At 67.7% G+C, this 17,287-nt stretch carries 14 protein-coding genes; 8 read left to right on the top strand and 6 right to left on the bottom strand.

Features of this window, described 5'->3' with window-relative positions; all coding sequences use genetic code 11:
* Positions 1-217 precede the first annotated feature (217 nt).
* The 3 genes from ACEN9G_RS30650 to ACEN9G_RS30640 all read left to right on the top strand — a co-directional run bounded on the left by ACEN9G_RS30650 (position 218) and on the right by ACEN9G_RS30640 (position 6,129).
* On the top strand, positions 218-3,037 hold the full coding sequence (locus ACEN9G_RS30650; protein WP_413340044.1) for a TonB-dependent receptor: 2,820 nt from the start codon (positions 218-220) through the stop codon (positions 3,035-3,037).
* Between the two features lie 92 nt (positions 3,038-3,129).
* Positions 3,130-4,632 carry a tryptophan halogenase family protein gene (locus ACEN9G_RS30645; protein WP_413340046.1) on the top strand — a complete coding sequence of 501 codons (1,503 nt, stop codon included), beginning with the start codon at positions 3,130-3,132 and terminating at the stop codon, positions 4,630-4,632.
* Positions 4,633-6,129, top strand: coding sequence for a glycoside hydrolase (locus ACEN9G_RS30640; RefSeq protein WP_483127489.1), 1,497 nt, complete (start codon positions 4,633-4,635; stop codon positions 6,127-6,129). It begins immediately after the preceding gene.
* Here ACEN9G_RS30640 and ACEN9G_RS30635 read toward each other — a convergent pair.
* From ACEN9G_RS30635 to ACEN9G_RS30610, 6 genes are all read right to left on the bottom strand, one after another.
* Positions 6,055-6,510 (bottom strand): hypothetical protein, encoded by a 456-nt coding sequence (locus tag ACEN9G_RS30635; protein WP_483127488.1) that lies wholly within the window; start codon positions 6,508-6,510, stop codon positions 6,055-6,057. The genes ACEN9G_RS30640 and ACEN9G_RS30635 overlap by 75 nt on opposite strands.
* On the bottom strand, positions 6,507-7,742 hold the full coding sequence (locus ACEN9G_RS30630; protein ID WP_413345543.1) for a TCR/Tet family MFS transporter: 1,236 nt from the start codon (positions 7,740-7,742) through the stop codon (positions 6,507-6,509). The genes ACEN9G_RS30635 and ACEN9G_RS30630 overlap by 4 nt, the downstream gene beginning before the upstream one ends.
* Before the next feature lie 73 nt (positions 7,743-7,815).
* Complete coding sequence (locus ACEN9G_RS30625; RefSeq protein ID WP_413345541.1) at positions 7,816-8,496, bottom strand: HD domain-containing protein; 681 nt, start codon at positions 8,494-8,496, stop codon at positions 7,816-7,818.
* Positions 8,477-9,145, bottom strand: coding sequence for a ribonuclease HI family protein (locus tag ACEN9G_RS30620; RefSeq protein ID WP_483127487.1), 669 nt, complete (start codon positions 9,143-9,145; stop codon positions 8,477-8,479). The genes ACEN9G_RS30625 and ACEN9G_RS30620 overlap by 20 nt, the downstream gene beginning before the upstream one ends.
* A 50-nt stretch (positions 9,146-9,195) precedes the next feature.
* Complete coding sequence (locus ACEN9G_RS30615; RefSeq protein ID WP_413346129.1) at positions 9,196-9,762, bottom strand: chromosomal replication initiator protein DnaA; 567 nt, start codon at positions 9,760-9,762, stop codon at positions 9,196-9,198.
* 133 nt (positions 9,763-9,895) lie between these two features.
* Positions 9,896-10,114: a hypothetical protein gene (locus ACEN9G_RS30610; RefSeq protein ID WP_413346128.1), complete on the bottom strand. Its 219-nt coding sequence runs from the start codon at positions 10,112-10,114 to the stop codon at positions 9,896-9,898.
* A gap of 197 nt (positions 10,115-10,311) precedes the next feature.
* Between ACEN9G_RS30610 and ACEN9G_RS30605 the strand changes: the two genes are divergently transcribed.
* The 5 genes from ACEN9G_RS30605 to ACEN9G_RS30585 all read left to right on the top strand — a co-directional run bounded on the left by ACEN9G_RS30605 (position 10,312) and on the right by ACEN9G_RS30585 (position 17,253).
* Positions 10,312-13,347 (top strand): penicillin-binding transpeptidase domain-containing protein, encoded by a 3,036-nt coding sequence (locus ACEN9G_RS30605; protein ID WP_495605500.1) that lies wholly within the window; start codon positions 10,312-10,314, stop codon positions 13,345-13,347.
* 97 nt (positions 13,348-13,444) lie between these two features.
* Positions 13,445-14,677, top strand: a complete 1,233-nt coding sequence (locus tag ACEN9G_RS30600) for a hypothetical protein (RefSeq protein WP_483127485.1) — start codon at positions 13,445-13,447, stop codon at positions 14,675-14,677.
* The gene (locus ACEN9G_RS30595) at positions 14,670-15,233 is read left to right on the top strand and encodes a hypothetical protein (RefSeq protein ID WP_483127484.1); all 564 of its coding nucleotides are present in this window, start codon (positions 14,670-14,672) and stop codon (positions 15,231-15,233) included. The genes ACEN9G_RS30600 and ACEN9G_RS30595 overlap by 8 nt, the downstream gene beginning before the upstream one ends.
* Positions 15,230-16,264, top strand: coding sequence for a hypothetical protein (locus ACEN9G_RS30590; protein ID WP_483127483.1), 1,035 nt, complete (start codon positions 15,230-15,232; stop codon positions 16,262-16,264). The genes ACEN9G_RS30595 and ACEN9G_RS30590 overlap by 4 nt, the downstream gene beginning before the upstream one ends.
* Complete coding sequence (locus tag ACEN9G_RS30585; protein WP_483127482.1) at positions 16,261-17,253, top strand: hypothetical protein; 993 nt, start codon at positions 16,261-16,263, stop codon at positions 17,251-17,253. The genes ACEN9G_RS30590 and ACEN9G_RS30585 overlap by 4 nt, the downstream gene beginning before the upstream one ends.
* The last annotated feature ends 34 nt before the right edge of the window (positions 17,254-17,287 follow it).

Genomic DNA, 17,287 nt, shown 5'->3' with positions numbered 1-17,287 from the left:
TCCGCATAGGATTGTTGGCAATCCTTTCTCGTAACATTGTATTTATGCGATAACGTTGTCGCGCTGCTCCGGTGGGCGAGCGCGATGACTTGCGCGACATTCCCGCCGGCTGGAATGTGATCCACACGAGCCGGCAGCATACAAGGCAATGCCCAAAAATTACTATAAGGAGATATTTGCTGTGCGAAACGGAAATGTAAAAACGATTAGAAAGACGATGGTGGCCCAAGCCTGCGCGCTTCTCGTGGCAGGGCCGATTGCCGCGCATGCGCAGGACACGAACGTTGCGAGTGCAAGCGGGGACACGAGCGCCCCGAACACCGTTATCGTCACCGGTCAGCGCGCGGCGCTGAAGTCGGCGCGCGATCTCAAGCAGGACGCCAATCAGATCGTCGACTCGATCCAGGCGACCGATATCGGCAAGCTGCCGGACGTGAGTACGGTCGAGTCGCTGCAGCGGGTCGCCGGCGTCCAGATCCAGCGCCGCTATGGCGAGGGTGGCACCGATTACGACCATCGCACCGAGCCCGCGATCACGATCCGGGGCATTACGCAAGTCCGTAACCTGATCGACGGGCGCGACTTCTTTACGGCGAACGGGGGCCGGGCACCGGACCTGGAAGGGCTGCCTTCCGAACTGATGGCCGGCGTCGACGTGTACAAGAACGCGGCGTCGAACCTGATCGAAGGCGGTGTCGGCGGCGTGGTCAACATTCGCACGCGACTGCCGTTCGACTCGAAAGAAGACATCAACGTCATTACGCTCAAGTCCAATTACTACGACCGCATTCGCAAGTATTCGCCGGCGGGATCGGGCCTGTTGAGCCGCCAGTTCAAGACGGATTTCGGCCGCATGGGCTTCCTGGTGAATGCGACGGCGAGCAAGACCTATTATCGCCAGGACGCCGTTCTTCAACAGCAGCAGCACTGCCTGACCGCAACGGTTGGCAAATGTGCGACGGACGCGGCGCAACCGCCCTCGGCGGCCAAGGTCGCGGCCTACAATTCGATGCCGAACAAGGGGTCGCTCCCGGAACTCTATGTGCCGACATCCTTCGAGATGTACGAGGACTCGGGTGAGCGAAAGCGCCAGGGCCTGGCGCTCGCCTACCAGTGGCAGGTGAACAGCGACGTTCTCCTCACGGCACAAAACCTCTATTCGAACTACACGTTCATCCGGCGCGGCGAATACATCTACGGCGACGACAAGAACAGCGACCCGCGCGCAGCGGCAGGTTCCACATGGACGTGGGCACCTGATGGCAGTGCCACGAGCGGCACGTTGTCGCCGCAGATTTTTTCATCCTCCCGGTTCGACCAGGACGTTCGCAATCGCACGAACCTGTCCGCAGTGAACGTCAAGTGGCGCATTTCGGACAGGCTCAAGTCGAAGACCGACTTCGCGTATGAACGTGCCAACTACGATGCCGACCGCAATGGCGACTCCATCAAGCTTTACGATAATGAAAGCAGGAGTGTCGCCAATATCCCCAACCTGAATCTCGCCTTCGACGTGCGTGGCAGGATCCCGACATTTTCGATCGTCGATCCAGCCAATCCGGGCAATCCTTACGCCTATTTCGGCAATCCGAAGAATTGGTATTATGAGTGGCTCGCGAATGCGGTCGACCGTCACAAGCTGAAGATGTCGGCCCTCAGCCAGGATTTCGACGACGACCTCGGCGATCATTTCTTTACCAAACTGCACGTCGGCATACGCGCTGCCGATACCAAGGTGCTGTTGCGGGGTAACTGGAACAATACCGGTGTCTGTAACGATACGGGCACCAACCCCAGCTGGGGCGCATGCCCGCTTATTCCGGTTGCGCAGCATCCGGATCTCGCCTACGCTGGGCCTTCCAGCAATTTCATGCAGCCGGGTATCGGCTGGCCAGTCGCCGTGTTCCCGGAGTACGCCAATCCCGACTCGAGCGTTCTCGATCGAACCGTCGCGACGTATGCGCAGTTATTCGCCGGCAAGCCGAATACGTATACGTTCGACACGACGTTCCGTCCCGGGGATATCAACGAGCAACACGAAAAGACGCGGTCGTTCTTTGTCACGGGTGACTTCGGTACCAGCGTATTCGGTTACGAGCTCGACGGTACCGCCGGTATTCGCGTCGTGAAGACCGACCAGACGTCGATCGGCTATGTCCAGGACAGCACCGGGTCGCGCGCCGCCACGCTCAATAACAGCTACAGGAATTTCCTCCCCAGCCTCAATACGCGCCTGCACCTGAACGAGGATGTGCAGGTCCGCTTTGGCTACAGCAAGACGATGACGCGGCCAAACTTTACCGACATGGCCGCCCATGTCCAGCTGAATCCGAACATCCCTTCGCAATACGACGCCAACGGCCGCCCGACGGGCAGTTCCGGTAATCCGTACCTGAAGCCGATGACTGCGACGTCCTACGATCTGACACTGGAAGACTATTGGGGAACGTCGAATATGGCGTTCGTGGGGTTATTCAAGAAGGATATCGACGGTTACCTGGCCGGGGGCACGGAACCAATGAACTTCGGTGGCGTCATCTACGATATCGGCACCAGCATCAATCTCGGCAAGGGCTCGGTAAAAGGCATCGAAGCTGGCTTTACCCAGTTCTTTGATTTCCTTCCCGACCCGTTCAAGGGCTTCGGCATCCAGGCCAACTACACCTATGTCGACTCGAAAGTCGAGCTCAAGCCCGGGACCCTCATTCCTTTGCCGAAGTTGTCCAAGAATAGCTACAACCTGATCGGCCTCTATGAAAAGGGACCGCTGCAAGCGCGTCTTGCGTACAACTGGCGTTCCTCCTACCTTGACCAGATCAACGGCAGCGGTGTGTTTGGTGCGAACCAGTATGCAGCGCCGTATTCATCGCTCGATGCGTCGGTGAGCTACCAGATCAACAAGATCTTCACGCTGTCGGCGGACGCCGTGAATCTGAGGAACTCGATGTACCACACGTATGTCGAGCGGCCCTCGGGCGGTTTGTTGTGGCAACTTAACGATCGTCGATATAGTGTGTCCCTGAAGGCAAGCTTCTAACGCTGATATGAGCGAACGCGCCGCGGGTCTTTCCGCGGCGCGCTTTTTGTGAACGCGATCCACAAGGGGGCAGGATGGTCAAGGATAGATGGATGGCCAAGGTTGTCATCCTCGGCGGCGGAACCGCAGGATGGATGACGGCGGCCGCGTTGTCCCACACGTTCGGTCACGCCGTCGAGATCGTGCTGGTGGAATCGGACGCCATCGGCACGGTGGGCGTTGGCGAAGCGACGATCCCGCCGATCCGCACGTTTCATCAGATGATCGGCATCGATGAAGCCGAATTCATACGCGCCACCGGGGCGACGTTCAAACTCGGTATCGAATTTCGCGGCTGGCTCAACGACAGTTCGACGTATTTCCACCCTTTCGGCGCGTATGGGGTGGAGCGCGACATCGGGTACTTCTTCCAGTACTGGCTGCGTTTGAAGGAGAAAGGGCAGGTTTCGGACTTCTCCGAATTCTCGCTATGCACGTTGGCAGCGCGAAATAACGTATTTGCGCCCGCGTCCGAACGGCCCGGCGATCCGCTGCAGCATCTCCAGTCCGCCTATCACTTCGACGCCGGCCGCTATGCGAAATACTTGAAGGGGGTCTGCCTGGCGCGCGGGGTGTCGCACAAGATTGGCGACATGCTGACGGCGGAGCGTGACCCGGAAAACGGGCATGTCACAGGCCTGAAGCTCAAGACGGGCGAGCTCGTGACGGGTGACTTGTTCATCGACTGCTCCGGCATGCGCGCCATGCTTCTCGGGCAGGAGCTGGGTGTCGAGTATGAAGACTGGTCGCGCTGGCTGCCGATGAATCGCGCCTGTGCGGTGCCTTGCGAACAAAAGCTGGCACTGACTCCCTATACGATTTCCACCGCCAGACCTTTCGGCTGGCAGTGGCGGATACCTTTGCAGCATCGCGTTGGTAACGGCGTGGTGTATTCGAGCGAATTTGCCACGGATGAAGCGGCAGAGCGGTGTCTGCTGGATGGATTGGAGGGGGAGCCGCTGGCGCCGGTCAACCGCATCAAGTTCACGGCAGGAAGGCGCAGGACGCCCTGGACGAAGAACGTGGTCGCCATCGGGCTTGCCAGCGGATTCCTGGAGCCGTTGGAGTCGACCAGCATTCATTTCATTCAATCCAGCATCCAGCGGCTCATCCGCTATTTTCCGGACGCCGGTTTGGCGCCGGTGTGTGCACAGGCTTTCAACAAGGAGGCGACCCGGGAAGTCGAAAACGTCAGGGACTTCCTCATCCTGCATTACCACGCGACGGAACGTGACGACTCGGCATTATGGCGCTACGTGAAAGCCATGCAGATTCCGGACAGTCTCCAGGAAAGAATTGAGCTGTTCCGTGAGCGCGGACAACTGAACCTTGCCGCCGAAGAACTGTTCCAAAGCACGTCGTGGCATGCCGTCCTGTTGGGCCAAGGGATTCGGCCAAGAGCCTACATGCCTACGATGGCCCTTCAAGACGACGCCATGCTCGCGACTGCGTACAGCAATCTGGAGCGCAACTTCAAGAAAATCGTGTCGAGGCTTCCGGATCATGCCGCCTACATCAAGGAACACAAGCTGGCCTCGACCATGGAGAATCGCTGAATGAGGTTGCGCAAGCTACTGCAGTATATGGTTGTCGTCGGATTGGGTGTCCTGGCAAGCGGCGCCCATGCCGAACATACCGGCGACAAGCCGGCGACTGTTTCCGTCGTGATCAATGTCGACTGGCGGCATCCGACGCGACCGTTTGAAGGATGGGGCACCGCGCTTGCCTGGTTTGCCCATGTGACCGGGAAATTCGCCGAGCCGCAGCGCACCCGGTTGGCCGATTTGCTCTATGGGCGGGACGGTCTTGCATTGAATATCGCGCGTTACAATATTGGTGGCGGCAATGCGCCCGGGACACCAGCGTATTTGCGCCCCGGTGGCGATATTCCCGGATTCTGGCGCAAGCCGGATGGGTGGAATCCGGACGCCGACGATGCCTGGGACTGGTCCGCGGATGCCGGGCAGCGCTGGTGGCTCGATGCCATCAAGGCGCGGGTCGCGCCGCGCGATTTGATCCTCGAGGCGTTTTCGAATTCGCCGCCGTATTTCATGACCCGCAGTGGCCTGGTTTCCGGTAACGTCAATGGGTTGGAGGACAACCTTCGTCCGGGATTCGAAACCCAATTTGCCAAATATCTCGCGCGCGTCACGGCGGAGCTCGAGCGACGCCACGGTATCCGATTCAGAACGCTGTCTCCGGTCAACGAGCCGAATACGCCTTATTGGTTTTCCACCAACAAACAGGAAGGCGCTCACTGGTCGCCGGAAGCGCAATCGCGCATGTTCATTGCGTTGGCCAAGGTGCTGGCCGAATATGGCATGAAGACGGAAATATCGGGGCCGGACGAAACCAATCCCCAGACTTTTTTCGTCGACTGGGCCGGTCTGTCACCCGATGCGAAAAGCGTCATCCGGCAACTCAACGTCCATACCTACGAATGGATAGCAAAAAGTGGGGTGCGGGACATCGCGGAAACGTCGGGAAAACGGTTATGGATGTCGGAAGTCGATCTATCGCCCAGCAATGTGCGGGAAGACATCGACGACATGCGCCCGGCCATTGCGCTGGCGCAGCAGATCGTTACTGACATCAACAGCATGAATCCGCGCGCCTGGGTTCTGTGGCAAGCCATCGAAAACACGTCGTCCGATCCAAAGAAGAGCTCGAACTGGGGATTGATCAAGACTGATTTTTCAAACCTCGAGCGACCGGACTACCGGATCACGAAAAAATTCTGGGCGTTTGCCAATTTCACGAGATTCATCAGGCCAGGGTTTCGGTTCCTGAAATCCGATAACCCGGATGCGCTGGTGGCTGAAAATCCGGAAACGCATGAAGTCGTCATCGTGGCCGTCAATCCGGGGATCGTGTCGCGGATGCTGGACATCCGGCTGCCGGATGCAAAACTCGGCACGATGACATGCAAGACCTATATTACCCAGGCAGAAGACAGCCTCGCGACGTCGAAACCCGCATCATGCGGCGCCAGGTTGTCCGTGCATGCGCGGCCCATGTCGGTGGTGACTGTCGTTGCGACGCCTCGACAATAGGGTCAGGCCAGCCGCATCGCGACCGCGCCGCACGCGATCAGGGTGACGGCCGCCAGCCGTGCGCCCACGCGGCCGCGGGCCGCGCAGGCGCACACCCAGGCGCCCGTCAGCAGGAAGATCCATAGCGTGTACGCGGCCGGCGCGGTAGGTCTCGATGAGCAGCAGGAAGTAGGCCTGGACGACGCCCGACGCCGCGATGAACGGCCAGCTGGCCCGCGCCGGCGCCGGCAGGAAAGGCAGCAGGACGATGGCGACGCAGGCCGGTCCGGCCACGACGAGCACGGTCGCGAGCAGCGGCTCGCCGCGCCGCTTGGGCAGCGTGTTCCAGCTCGCGTGCAGCAACGCCGCGCCCAGCACGGCGCCCAGCTCGGAAGGCGTCACGCCTGCTCGGCCGCCGGTGCCGTCTCGGGAATGCCGTGGCGGCGGAAGTAGCGGTGCGCGACGAGCAGCGCGGCCGCCTGCATGGCGGCGCACAGGAAGAACGGCCCGCCCACGCGCCAGTCCTGCGGCGGCAGGTCGCTCGCGGCGCCCAGCAGCAGGGTGCCGACGAGCGGCGAGACGACGAGGCCGATGCTGCTGATCGATTGCAGGGAGCCCATCAGTTCTCCCTGTTCGCGGCTGGACGACGATTTCGACAGGATGCCCTGCAGCGCCGGTCCCGCGGCGAACGACAGCAGGTTGCAGAGGATGAAGACGTACATCATCCAGCCGTGCGTCGCGATCGCGTACAGGAAGTAGGTGACGGCGCCGGACGCGAGGCCGATCAGCGACAGCCGCACTTCGCCGAAGCGCCGGATCAGCGGCGCGAGCAGCCCGGCCTGCACGACGATCGAGCACACGCCCACGCAGAACAGGGCGATGCCGTTGTCGCGCGGCGTCCAGTCGAAGCGGAACGTCGTGAACAGGACCCACGTCGACTGCAGCATCATCTGGGCGAAGGCGACGAGCGTGTAGACGGTGATCAGGCCGCGGATGTCCGTGCGGCGCACGAGGCGCAGCAGGGATGAGAACGGGTTGATGCGCGACCACTGGAACGCCGCGCGGCGCTCGCGCGGCAGCGATTCCGGCACGGCGAAGTAGCCGTAGACGAAGTTCGCGGCGGACAGCGCGGCCGCCACGTAGAATGGCAGGTGCAATCCCATATTGCCCAGCAGGCCGCCCAGGATCGGCCCGCAGATGAAGCCGAAGCCGAACGCGGCGCCGATCTTGCCGAAGCTTTTCGCGCGGTTTTCCGGCGTCGACACGTCCGATGCGTACGCGGACGCGACGGACATGCTGGCCGACGACGCCCCGCCGATCACGCGCCCGATGAACAGGCAGGCGAGGTTCGGGGCCCAGGCGGTCGCGAGGAAGTTGATGCACATGCCGCCCATCGAATACAGCAGCACGGGGCGGCGGCCGATGCGGTCGGACAGCGCGCCCACCATCGGCATGAACAGGAATTGCATCAGCCCGAACGTGGCGCCCAGCACGCCGTACCACAGCGCCTGCTGCGTGCGATTGTCGACGAATTCGCCCACGAGGCTCGGCAGAACGGGCACGATCAGGCCGATGCCGAGCATGTCGACGAACACGCAGATGAGGACGAAATTCAGGTTCGCGCTTCTGGCCATGGGCGTTCCGGGACGATGCGGAAAACGTCTATGGTAGCACCGATTGCCCGGCAGACAACTGCTTGCTTTTCGATCAAGCTGCCACGTGCGGAATGCCTGCCCATTCGGCCGCGAAGGCGCTGCGGAAGTCCGTCAAGATCGCCAGCCGCTGTTCGGCGAGGCGGCGGCCGGCATCGGTCTGCATCATGCCCGGCAGGCGCGCCAGCTTCGCGTCGATGTGGTCGAGCGAATACGATTTGTCGTCGAGCGGACGGTCCAGCGCAAGCGGATCGCTGCCGTGGGCGAGGGCGCTGCCCATGCGGCCGGCGATATAAAACATGCGCGCGAGGCCGACGGCGCCGAGGCCGTCCAGGCGGTCGGCGTCCTGCACGATGCGGGCTTCCAGCGTGGTCGCGGGGACGGCGGCGGAAAAGCTGTGCGCTTCGATCGCGTGGGCGACGGCCGCAAGCTTGTCCGCCGGAAAGCCGAGCGCCGCCAAACGCTCGGTGGCCAGTTCCGCCGACAGGCGGGATGCAATGCTGCGGCGCGGGTCGTCCTTCGGCACGTTGACGAGATCGTGCAGATAGCACGCCGCCAGCACGACGAGCGGATCGGCCTGGTCGTGGTGCGCCAGCAGCGCCTGCGCATTGCGCCAGACGCGTTCGACATGGTTCAGGTCATGGGCGCCGTCGGGGCCCTGGTCGGCGACCGCCTGTGCGGCCAGTTGGGCGAGGCGGGGACGCCAGCTGTCGAGTTCAGGATGGAGTGCTTGCATTGGAGTCTACGGAAACGAGGGCGCGCTGCGACAGCGCGTCGGCCCCGGTGTTCTTGTGGCGCGGCACCCAGCGCAGGCGCACGTCGGGCAGGAGGGCCAGCAGCGCCAGCGCCCGGGCGCGATAGCCGGCCAGGGCGGGCGCCGCGTACAGGTCGGGGCCGGTGACATCGTCGATCACGACCCGGCTGTCGCCGTGGATGGTCAGCTCGTGCGCGCCGTGGGCGGCGGCCGTTTCCAGCAGGGCGATCAGCGCGCGGTATTCCGCCTCGCTGCTGTTGCCGTGGCCGGCCGGATGGGCGAGTTCGATGAGATGGCCGTCCGGGCCTTCGATCCGCACGCCGATGCCGCAGCGGCCCGGGTTCGGTTTCGCGGAGCCGTCGAACCAGGCGCGCCATGCGGTTGGCTGCGCATCGCGCCGCGAGGCCGCAGCGGCTTTCGTGGAGGCGCGGGCCGCATCGCGTGCCGCCTGCGCGGCCAGCACGCCGGTGCGCACCTCGACGAGGGCGGCGAGGCCCGCTGCGCCGGCCGCCAGTTCCAGCGTGCGGCGCAGCGCCTGGTCGGCGGGCAGCCCTTCGGCCAGCGCCAGGCGGCGGCTGGCCGCGCGCTCGGCCTTGTAGGCGATCCGGTCCAGGTCGGGAAGGTCATTCATGCCGAGAGGATACTACAAAGAAAAACAGCGCCGGGGCGCTGTTTTCAGGATTAGCGCCGGTAGGGATTGTCCGGCCTGCGATCCCGGCGGTTCGGCACACCGTCGCCGTCGCGGTCGCGGTCGTAGCGGTTCGGCACGCCGTCGCGGTCTTCGTCCCAGCGGCGGCCGTTGCGCTCGTAGCGGTCGGGGATGCCGTCGCGGTCGCGGTCCCGATAGCCCGGCCGGTCGTTGTAGTACGAACCCCGGTCGTAGCCGCGGTCGTAGCGGCGTTCGAAGCGGTCGGGCACGCCGTCGCGGTCGCGGTCGGGGCCGTATGGCGTCCACGCGGCAGGCTGCATGTACCAGCCGCCATTGCCCTGGTACCAGGCCGGCGCGCGGTAGACATAGCCGGGACGCTCGGCGACCCAGTAGCCCGGTGCCCACGTATGGCGGTGGCCGGACCACTCCCAGTGGCCGGGTGCCCACACATAACCGTGGCGCGGCGCGGGGACGCGTTCGTACAACGGGGCCGGCGGGGCCGTGCTGATGGTCAGGCTGACATTGCTGTAAGCCATGGAAGGAAGCGGTGCGGCGGCGGCGCCGATGGCGATCAGGGCGGCAAGTGCGAGGCGTTTCATGTTGGTCTCCAATCCGGACTTCGGATGTGACCAATATAGCGCGGTGGGCGGAGCGATTCAGCGGTTGAAGCAGACTCTTACATCTGAAACAGATTGTGTGCGGGGACGGCGCTGACCGTCCCCGCGGCGAACATCATGCGCGGCTCCGCACGCGTTCCAGCGCCAGCATCTGTTGCTTCTCGACCGGCGTCAGGCGCTTGGCGGTGACGTGCACGACGGGGATGCCGGCGGTGGTCGCGAGAACGGGTGCGGTCGCCTGTGCGGGCTTGGCGCTGTCGAGTGCCATGCTGCCGGCGGCGGCCAAGCTCAGGGCGACGATGAAGGCGGCTTCCATGTGCTTGATGACGTTCATGATGCTCTCCTCGGGGTTGGATGCGGGGTCGGGTGATTAAGCGTTTCTCGATGTGTGTACTGTAGCCACAAGGGTTCCCGGTCTCCACCCGCGTGCGACGAACCGCACGAAACGCAGGACGAAGCGCAGATAAGCGGGACCGGCTTTCATCGTCCCCCGGCTAGGCGCACGCGAACACAACGAGGGAGAACCCAGCGATGATCGGAACGCTCGTCGAGGCCGTCGCGGCCAACCGGACGCGCTTGCGGCGTGCGCGCAACCTGCGCGCGGGCACGCGCACGCACGTGGCCGCCCAGCCGCGCGCACGCGGGCCCGTGCCGCTACGCTGGCTGACGGCAGGCTGCGTGCTGCTGGCCGTCGCGGGCGCCGCGCTCATCGTCGTGCACGCGCGCTGGCTGGCCGCTGCCGGCGCGACGCCGCCGGGCGACGGCGCTTCCCGCCTGACGCCCGTGCTGCCCGGCGTCGCGTTCACGGTGCCCGACAGTCCCGGCGTGATGGTGCGCACGCACGGCGGCGCGGCGCTGCTGATCCTGTCCGGCATGCGCGCCGGACCGGTGCAGCGTGTCGACCTGTGCGACCAGCTCGCCGACCGCACGCGTCCCGGCCGCCTGCTGCCGCTGCGGATCGGCTGGATGTTCGCCGACGCGGCCGCCTTGACCGCACCGCACAACGTGCTGCTGGCGGAAGGTCCGATGCCGCGCGTGCGCGTCGACGGCCGCGCCGGGGCGCCGCTGGACGTGCGCTGGGACGGGCAGGCGCAGTGGGTGGGCGCCGCGGCACGGGTCGCACCAGGCAGCGAGGGCTGGCTGACATGGCGCGAAGGCGCACTGCGGCTGCGGCACCGGCCGAGCGGCGCCTGCCCGGCCGCCGGCGAACTCCTCGTGCAGCTGTACCGTCCCGCACCGACGCCACGCGCGCTGGTCGTCGCCGTGCCGGCGCACGGCGAACCGGGCGAGGCGCTGCTGGCGCCGGGCGAGTACCGCGTGCCGGCGTCGCCCGCGGCCACGCTGGAAGACGAGCAGCTGTTCGCCCAGCTGCAGGCCCGCGGCCTCGTGCGCCTGGGTGCGAACGGTCTCGCCGAGCTGGCCCCGCCGGACCTTGCCGCATGGCGCGCGGCCGGCAAGACGCCGTGGGATGACGTGAACCTCGACGGCGACGCGCTGCGGCTGCTGGAGCGGTTGTATCGCCGCGCCGACGGCGATTTCGTGCGCGAACAGGTCCGCATCTTCAACGCCGAGCGGCGGCTGCTCGCGTGGCGCCTGCCGGCGGGCGCGACCGCCACGCGGCGCGCGGAAGTCGTGCAAGGAACGGCCACGGTCCCCGTGCCGCTGGCCGACGACATGCCCCCCGCCAGCGCCCGCCTGTTCGCCCGGCTGCCGCAGGGCTGGGCGCCGTGGCAGCGGATCGGCGCGTGGCCGGCGGACGGCGGCGTGGCCCGTCTGCGCCTGACCGTACCCGACGGGACGGCGAGTCTCCGGCTGATGCTGGCAGGCCGCCTGCGCCACGTCACCGGCGCCCGGTTGCGCACCGATCCGCTGCCCGTCTGCGACGGCCGCGCGTGCACGGCGCCGGACGAGGTGCAGATAATCGACCTGCTGCCCGACGCCGGCGAGATCGTGATCGATGCGGAACCGCTGGCGCAGGGCGCCCTGGCCACGCCGGGCGATGCGCGCTACCGCCACCTCGCCGTGCGCGACGGCCGGCTCGCGTGGCAGGCGCTGCGCCCGGCCACGTCGCGTCCGTCCGCGCCGCTGGCGGATGTGGTGCTGGCCGACCGCAACGGCGTCACGCTGTGGCGCGACGGTGCGCCGACGGAGGCGGCCCGCGCGGCCGGCCTCGCGACGATGCTGGGCGTGCGCGCGGGCCAGGCGGGCAGCGTCGCCACCTTGCTCGGCCGCGTGCCGGGCGGCCGTCACACGGCGCGGATGACCCTGGACCTGCGCCTGCAGGCGGCCGCGCAGGCGGCGCTCGACTGCATCGCGATGCGGCGCGGCCACTGGGATGGCCGCGGCTGCACGGGGGCGGGGGCCGTTCCGGCGGGCCGGCAGGCGGGCGTCGTCCTGCTCGACACGGAGACGGGCGCGATCCTCGCCGCGGCCGGGGCGGGCATGCCGGCCGTGACGCCGGACAACTGGCGCGAGGCGCGCGACTTCGACCGCGTCGACCCGGCCGCGAGCCCGCTGCGCCTGCCCGCGCTGCAGCACGACGGCGGCGCCGAGCGGGCGCCGGGATCGACGTTCAAGATCGTCAGCGCCCTCGGGCTGGAACTGGCCGCGCAGTCCGACCGCCAGCTGGATGCCCTGCTGGACGGCCTGCCGCTCGCCGGCATCAACGCCGCCGCGCACGAACGGGGCTTCGCCTTCCGCACGGATGCGCCGACGTATCCGGTCGAGGGCCGCGCGCGCATCACGAACTTCCGCGACCAGGGCCTGGACCGGCGCGCCAGGGATGGCCGGCTGGGCCTCGCGCAGGCGCTGACCTACAGTCTGAACACGTGGTTCGCGTGGACGGGAGAACTGTCCGACCGGAGCCTGCTCGGCCGGCCCGACGGCGGCGTGCCCGACCTGCAGCCGCTGGAACCGGGCGCGCTGGACCCGGTCCGGCCGATCGTCGCCATGGCGCGCCGGCTCGGCTTCGGCCAGGCGCTGCGGCTCGACGGCGGCCTGCTGCCGGCGGATTTCGCCTGGTCGGCGTGGGACGCGCTGCAGGCGACGCCGGCCGCCATCGACCCCGTCCACACGCGTCACGAACTGCGCCAGATGGCGATCGGCCTGCGCATGCAGGCGACGCCGCTGCAGATGGCGCTCGTCGCCGGTGCCGTCGGGCAGGGGCGGCCAATCGTGCCGCACCTGCTGGGGGAACTCGACGGCAAACCGGCCGCGCCGTCGAACGGGCCGGCCCTGGGCGTGCGCCTCGACCGTGTGCGCGCGGGCATGAAGGGCGTCGTCGACGTGGGCACGGCGGCCGGTGCCTTCCGGGCGCCTGCGCTGGCCGGCATCCGGCGCGGCCTGTCCGGCAAGACGGGGACGGCGCCGGTGGGCGACGGATCGCTGGCGACGGTATGGTTCACGGGCTGGCTGGAGCCGCACAGCGTGGCGGGGCAGGAGCACCGGCTCGCCGTCGCCGTCTTCGCCAGCCGCTCGGAAGCGACGGGCGGCGAGCATGCGGCGCCCGTCGCTGCCGCCGTCCTGGGGGCGCTGGCCGATCGTATGCAAATCAAGGGGGCGAAATAGGGGGTATTTCCCACTCATCTGCGCGCCTACGAGATGTGGTTCTGTGGCATGATCTATTACGGTCCTGCTATTAGTGGCCGAACATCGAAGAGGATTTATGCGTTTGCCGGGAACCCGGTACCAGGAACCGGGCTGGGAAGAAGTGCGCAAGTTGCTGGGACAGTGCTCGCTCGCCGCGCTGCGCGGTCTCGATGCCGCACATCCGGACCTGGAGGCTCGGTTGGAGCATTACGTGGAGCGCATGACGGACCAGCTCCTGGCCCAGCGCCACAGCGCCCGCGCCCGGGCGGCCGGCAACGGCTACGGCGACACCGTCCACGAGCTGGCGGTGACGCTCGTCGTCGAGCTGCGCGCCCGTCCGGCCGACTGGGACGCCCTGTGCGCCGCGCTGGCGGACGGTCCCTCCGGCGACGCACTCCTGCGCAAGAAGGTGAACGACATGTACGCCGTGCTGCGCGACCGGGTCGATGCCGACAACTACCAGGCCGCCTGCGGCCGTCCGTGCAGCCCGAATCGTATGTACGCTTACCGGATGCTGGACACCGCCTACCACGACGTGGCCCGCCTGTTCGCCAACTGGCGCGCGCACCGGGCGCAGGTCGGCGCAATCCTCGGCCGCGAGATCGCGGACGGCGCCGACCCCATCGAAGTGCGCCAGCTGCGCACGATCCACGACTGCCGCGCGGAGTGGATCCTGCGCTGGAGCGCATCGATGGAGGACTTCGGCGGCGGTCCCGGCCCGCTGCACACGCGCTCCAAGCGCTTCGCGAGCCTGAAGACGAGCCCGGACCGCATCGCCGCCATGCTGCGCGAGATCGGCGATTACGAACAGCTCTCGGCCAACCGCGACGAGGACTGGCTGCAGGACCTGGACGACGCGTCGGTCTGGGTGGAAGATTACTGGCGCGTGCTGCAGGAATCGGAAAGCGCGGCGGCGCCTGGCCCCGATCGGATCCTGGAAGCGCAGCAGGATGCGCTCGACGCCGCGGCACCGGAACCGGATCCAGTGCCGGAGGAAGCCGACCCGCGCCTCGAGACGCTCGCGCTGAGCGTTTCACTGCCCCCCGGCTATGTGGCGCAAGCGGTGCCGGACGGTCTGCTGGCGGCGGAGGGCCTGCCGGTGGGACTGGCCGTGTACGCGAAGCTGCTGGGCCCCGACGACGCGTCCTACCCGGACGCGTGGCGCGACCCGGCCACCGGCGCGCTGCCGACGATGCAGCAGCTGGCGGCGCTGGCCGAGGTGTCGTTGCCGACGTTGCGCAAGCGGCGCGACGCGGCGATCGCCCGGATGAATGCCGCCTTTGACACGAAGCGAGGACGCGATGCATAGCAACGACACGAGCTCACGCCGGCTGCAGGAAGCCCTGCTGCTGGCCCGCCGCAAGGACGGCGACCGCCTGATGCTGGACGATGCCACGCTGGCCGCGGCGCTGGACGGCAGCCGGCCGCTGACGTCGGGCGAGCGGGCCGCGCTGCGGGCATCGCCGCTGACCGCGCGCCGGCTGCGCCATCTCGCGCTGGCGCGGCGCGCGGCCGCATCGGCCGCGTGGCGGGGCAGCCGCGGCGCGCTGCGGGCCGCGAGCACCGGCACACCGGAAGCGGTCGTGACGGACGACGGCTGGTGGACCCTGCATTTCATGTCCGCCGGCGGCGGGTGGCGCACCGTCCTGCAACTGGCGCCGCAAGCCCCGTTCGCGGAAGCGCTGCTCGTGGCGCGCGCGCCGCTGCGCGTCGTGGACGGCGCCGGCGCCGTGGTGCTCGCCGGCCAGCTCGATGCGGACGGCGAGTGCGAGGCCGCCTGGCCGTTTGCCGCCGCACCCTCGGACCATTTGCAGGCGCACGGCGCCCGTTTCACCGTCGAACCGCTGGAGGCGGACACACCATGATCCCATTCTTCAAGCGCGCCGCGCCCGTCCACGATGCCTGCACCCTCGGACGCACGGCTGTCGCGCTGCCGCTGTCGCCCGGCTGCGGCGCGCCGCCGGGCTGCCCCGTCGTCATCGTCGACGCGGACGGCCGCCCGCGCCGCGCCACGACGCCGGCCGGGAAAAAGGTCGAGCTGCGTCCCGGCGAACTCGCGTGGGCGTTCCACCCGGGCCCGTACACGATAGCCGTGGCCCCGTACGCGCAGGCGCCCGAGATCGGCCTGCGCACGACGTTCGCCATCGACCCGCAGGACCCCGCCGCCGCGGGCAAGCGCTTCGACCTGTACCTGGCCGCCGAAGCGGATGGCCGCGTCGACCTGGCCGCGCTGCGCATGAAAGTGGAAAGTGCGGTGCGCAGCGCGCTGGCGCAGGGCGTGCTCGAGCTGCCGCCGTGCGCGGACATCGACGAGTGGAACGCGTTCCGCCAGGGCCTGAACCGCTTGCTGTACCTGCGCTTCGGCCTGACCGTGGACGATTGCGTGCCCGTCGAACTGGACGGCGTCGACTACGCGGCGCAACTCGCCGCGCGCGCAGTCGGAAGCACAGCGGCCGCGGCGCCCGCGCCCGTGGCGGAGAAGGTCGTGCCGGACCTGGCCGACGCGAAGGCCATGCGCCGGCTGTTCCTGGAGCTGCCTTGCCTGATGTGCGGCCTGCGCTTCGGCGCGCTGCCGAACGGGCAGGAACAGTTCCGCCAGCAGCAGGCCTTGCTGCAGCGGCTGGACCGGCTGTCCGTCGAGATCACGACGATGCCCGCCCTCGTGCTGGCCGCGCCGGGACAGCCGCTCGCGCTGGACGAACAACTGCGCCGCATGCGCCACAGCCGCCGCGCGACCGTCGCGCTGGACGAAGCGTGGGCGCTGCTGGCCCGCCTCGAAGGCGCGCAAGGGGAGCGCCTGGCCGCGCTGTACGACGAAGCCGAGCGCATCGTCGCCAACCTCGAAGCCGATTGCGCCGGCCGGCGCGCGGCGAAACACGTCGCGGAGGCGGCATGAACATACCCCAACAGGCCGTGTGCCGTACCCGCCAGCCCGACGGCACGCTGCTCACCGTGACGGCCACGCGGCGCGAGCGCGCGGGCCGTGCGGACGTCAAGTGCACCGTGCCGGGCGACGCGGCATTGGCCGAACGCCTGCAGCAGGTGGTCCGCCTCGCGCGCCATACGGAAGCGAAGATCGACAGCCGCGACCAGGTCGTGCTCGGCGTCGACCGCGCGCCGGCAGGGCGCGACTGCGAACTGGCCTTCGTGCTGGCCGACCGTATCGTGCGCGGCGTGTGGCATGGACGGGAGGTGGTCGCCAACGGCTGGTCCGATGCGTGGCAGCTGGGCCGTGTGGACGGCCACGACGTCGCGGACGCGTCGCCGGACGCGCTGCTGGGCGGCCCGGACGGCCTGTCGCACCTGGGCCAGCTGGACGGCCATTCCGATCCCGGCGCGCGCGTGTCCGGCGCCCGCGCGTGGTTCCCGCTGCACAGCGGGGGAGACGGCGACGGCCTCGGCTGGGTCGAGGTGAGCGTGCACCCGCTGGAGGGCGAACGCCTCGACGAGGAACAGACGATCGCCGTGGCGGGCGCGGACGCGGCACGGCAGCTGGCGGTGCGCCAGGCGCTGGCCGGTGCGCGCCACTTCGATGGCCGCGGTCTCGGGCGCTGGCGCACGACGGTGCGCTTCAGCGACGCCGCATTCGCCGGCCGTTCGTACGAACTGGCCCTCGTGCTGGCCGACCGCATCGCGCGCGGCCGCGAATTCATCCCGCGTGCGCGGCTGCTGGCGACGGGCTGCTCGGACGCGTGGCATGCGGGCCGCGTGGACACGGTCGACGGGATCGCGCCGAAATGCGCGCTGCTGCTGCGCGAGGCGGGGCCGGGCGACCGCATCGTGCTGCCGCATGCGTGGCGCGATGCGCTGCCGGCGGGCTTCGCGGACGACGTCCGCGCGCGCGGCGCGAGCGTGGCGTGCGTGGAGCGGATCGGAATCATTTGATGTAGGCTTGCAGGGTGAGCCGGAAGGAGTCGAC

The organism is Massilia sp. Masssp94, from assembly GCF_059491305.1.
This window is presented reverse-complemented; position numbering and strand designations above follow the sequence as displayed.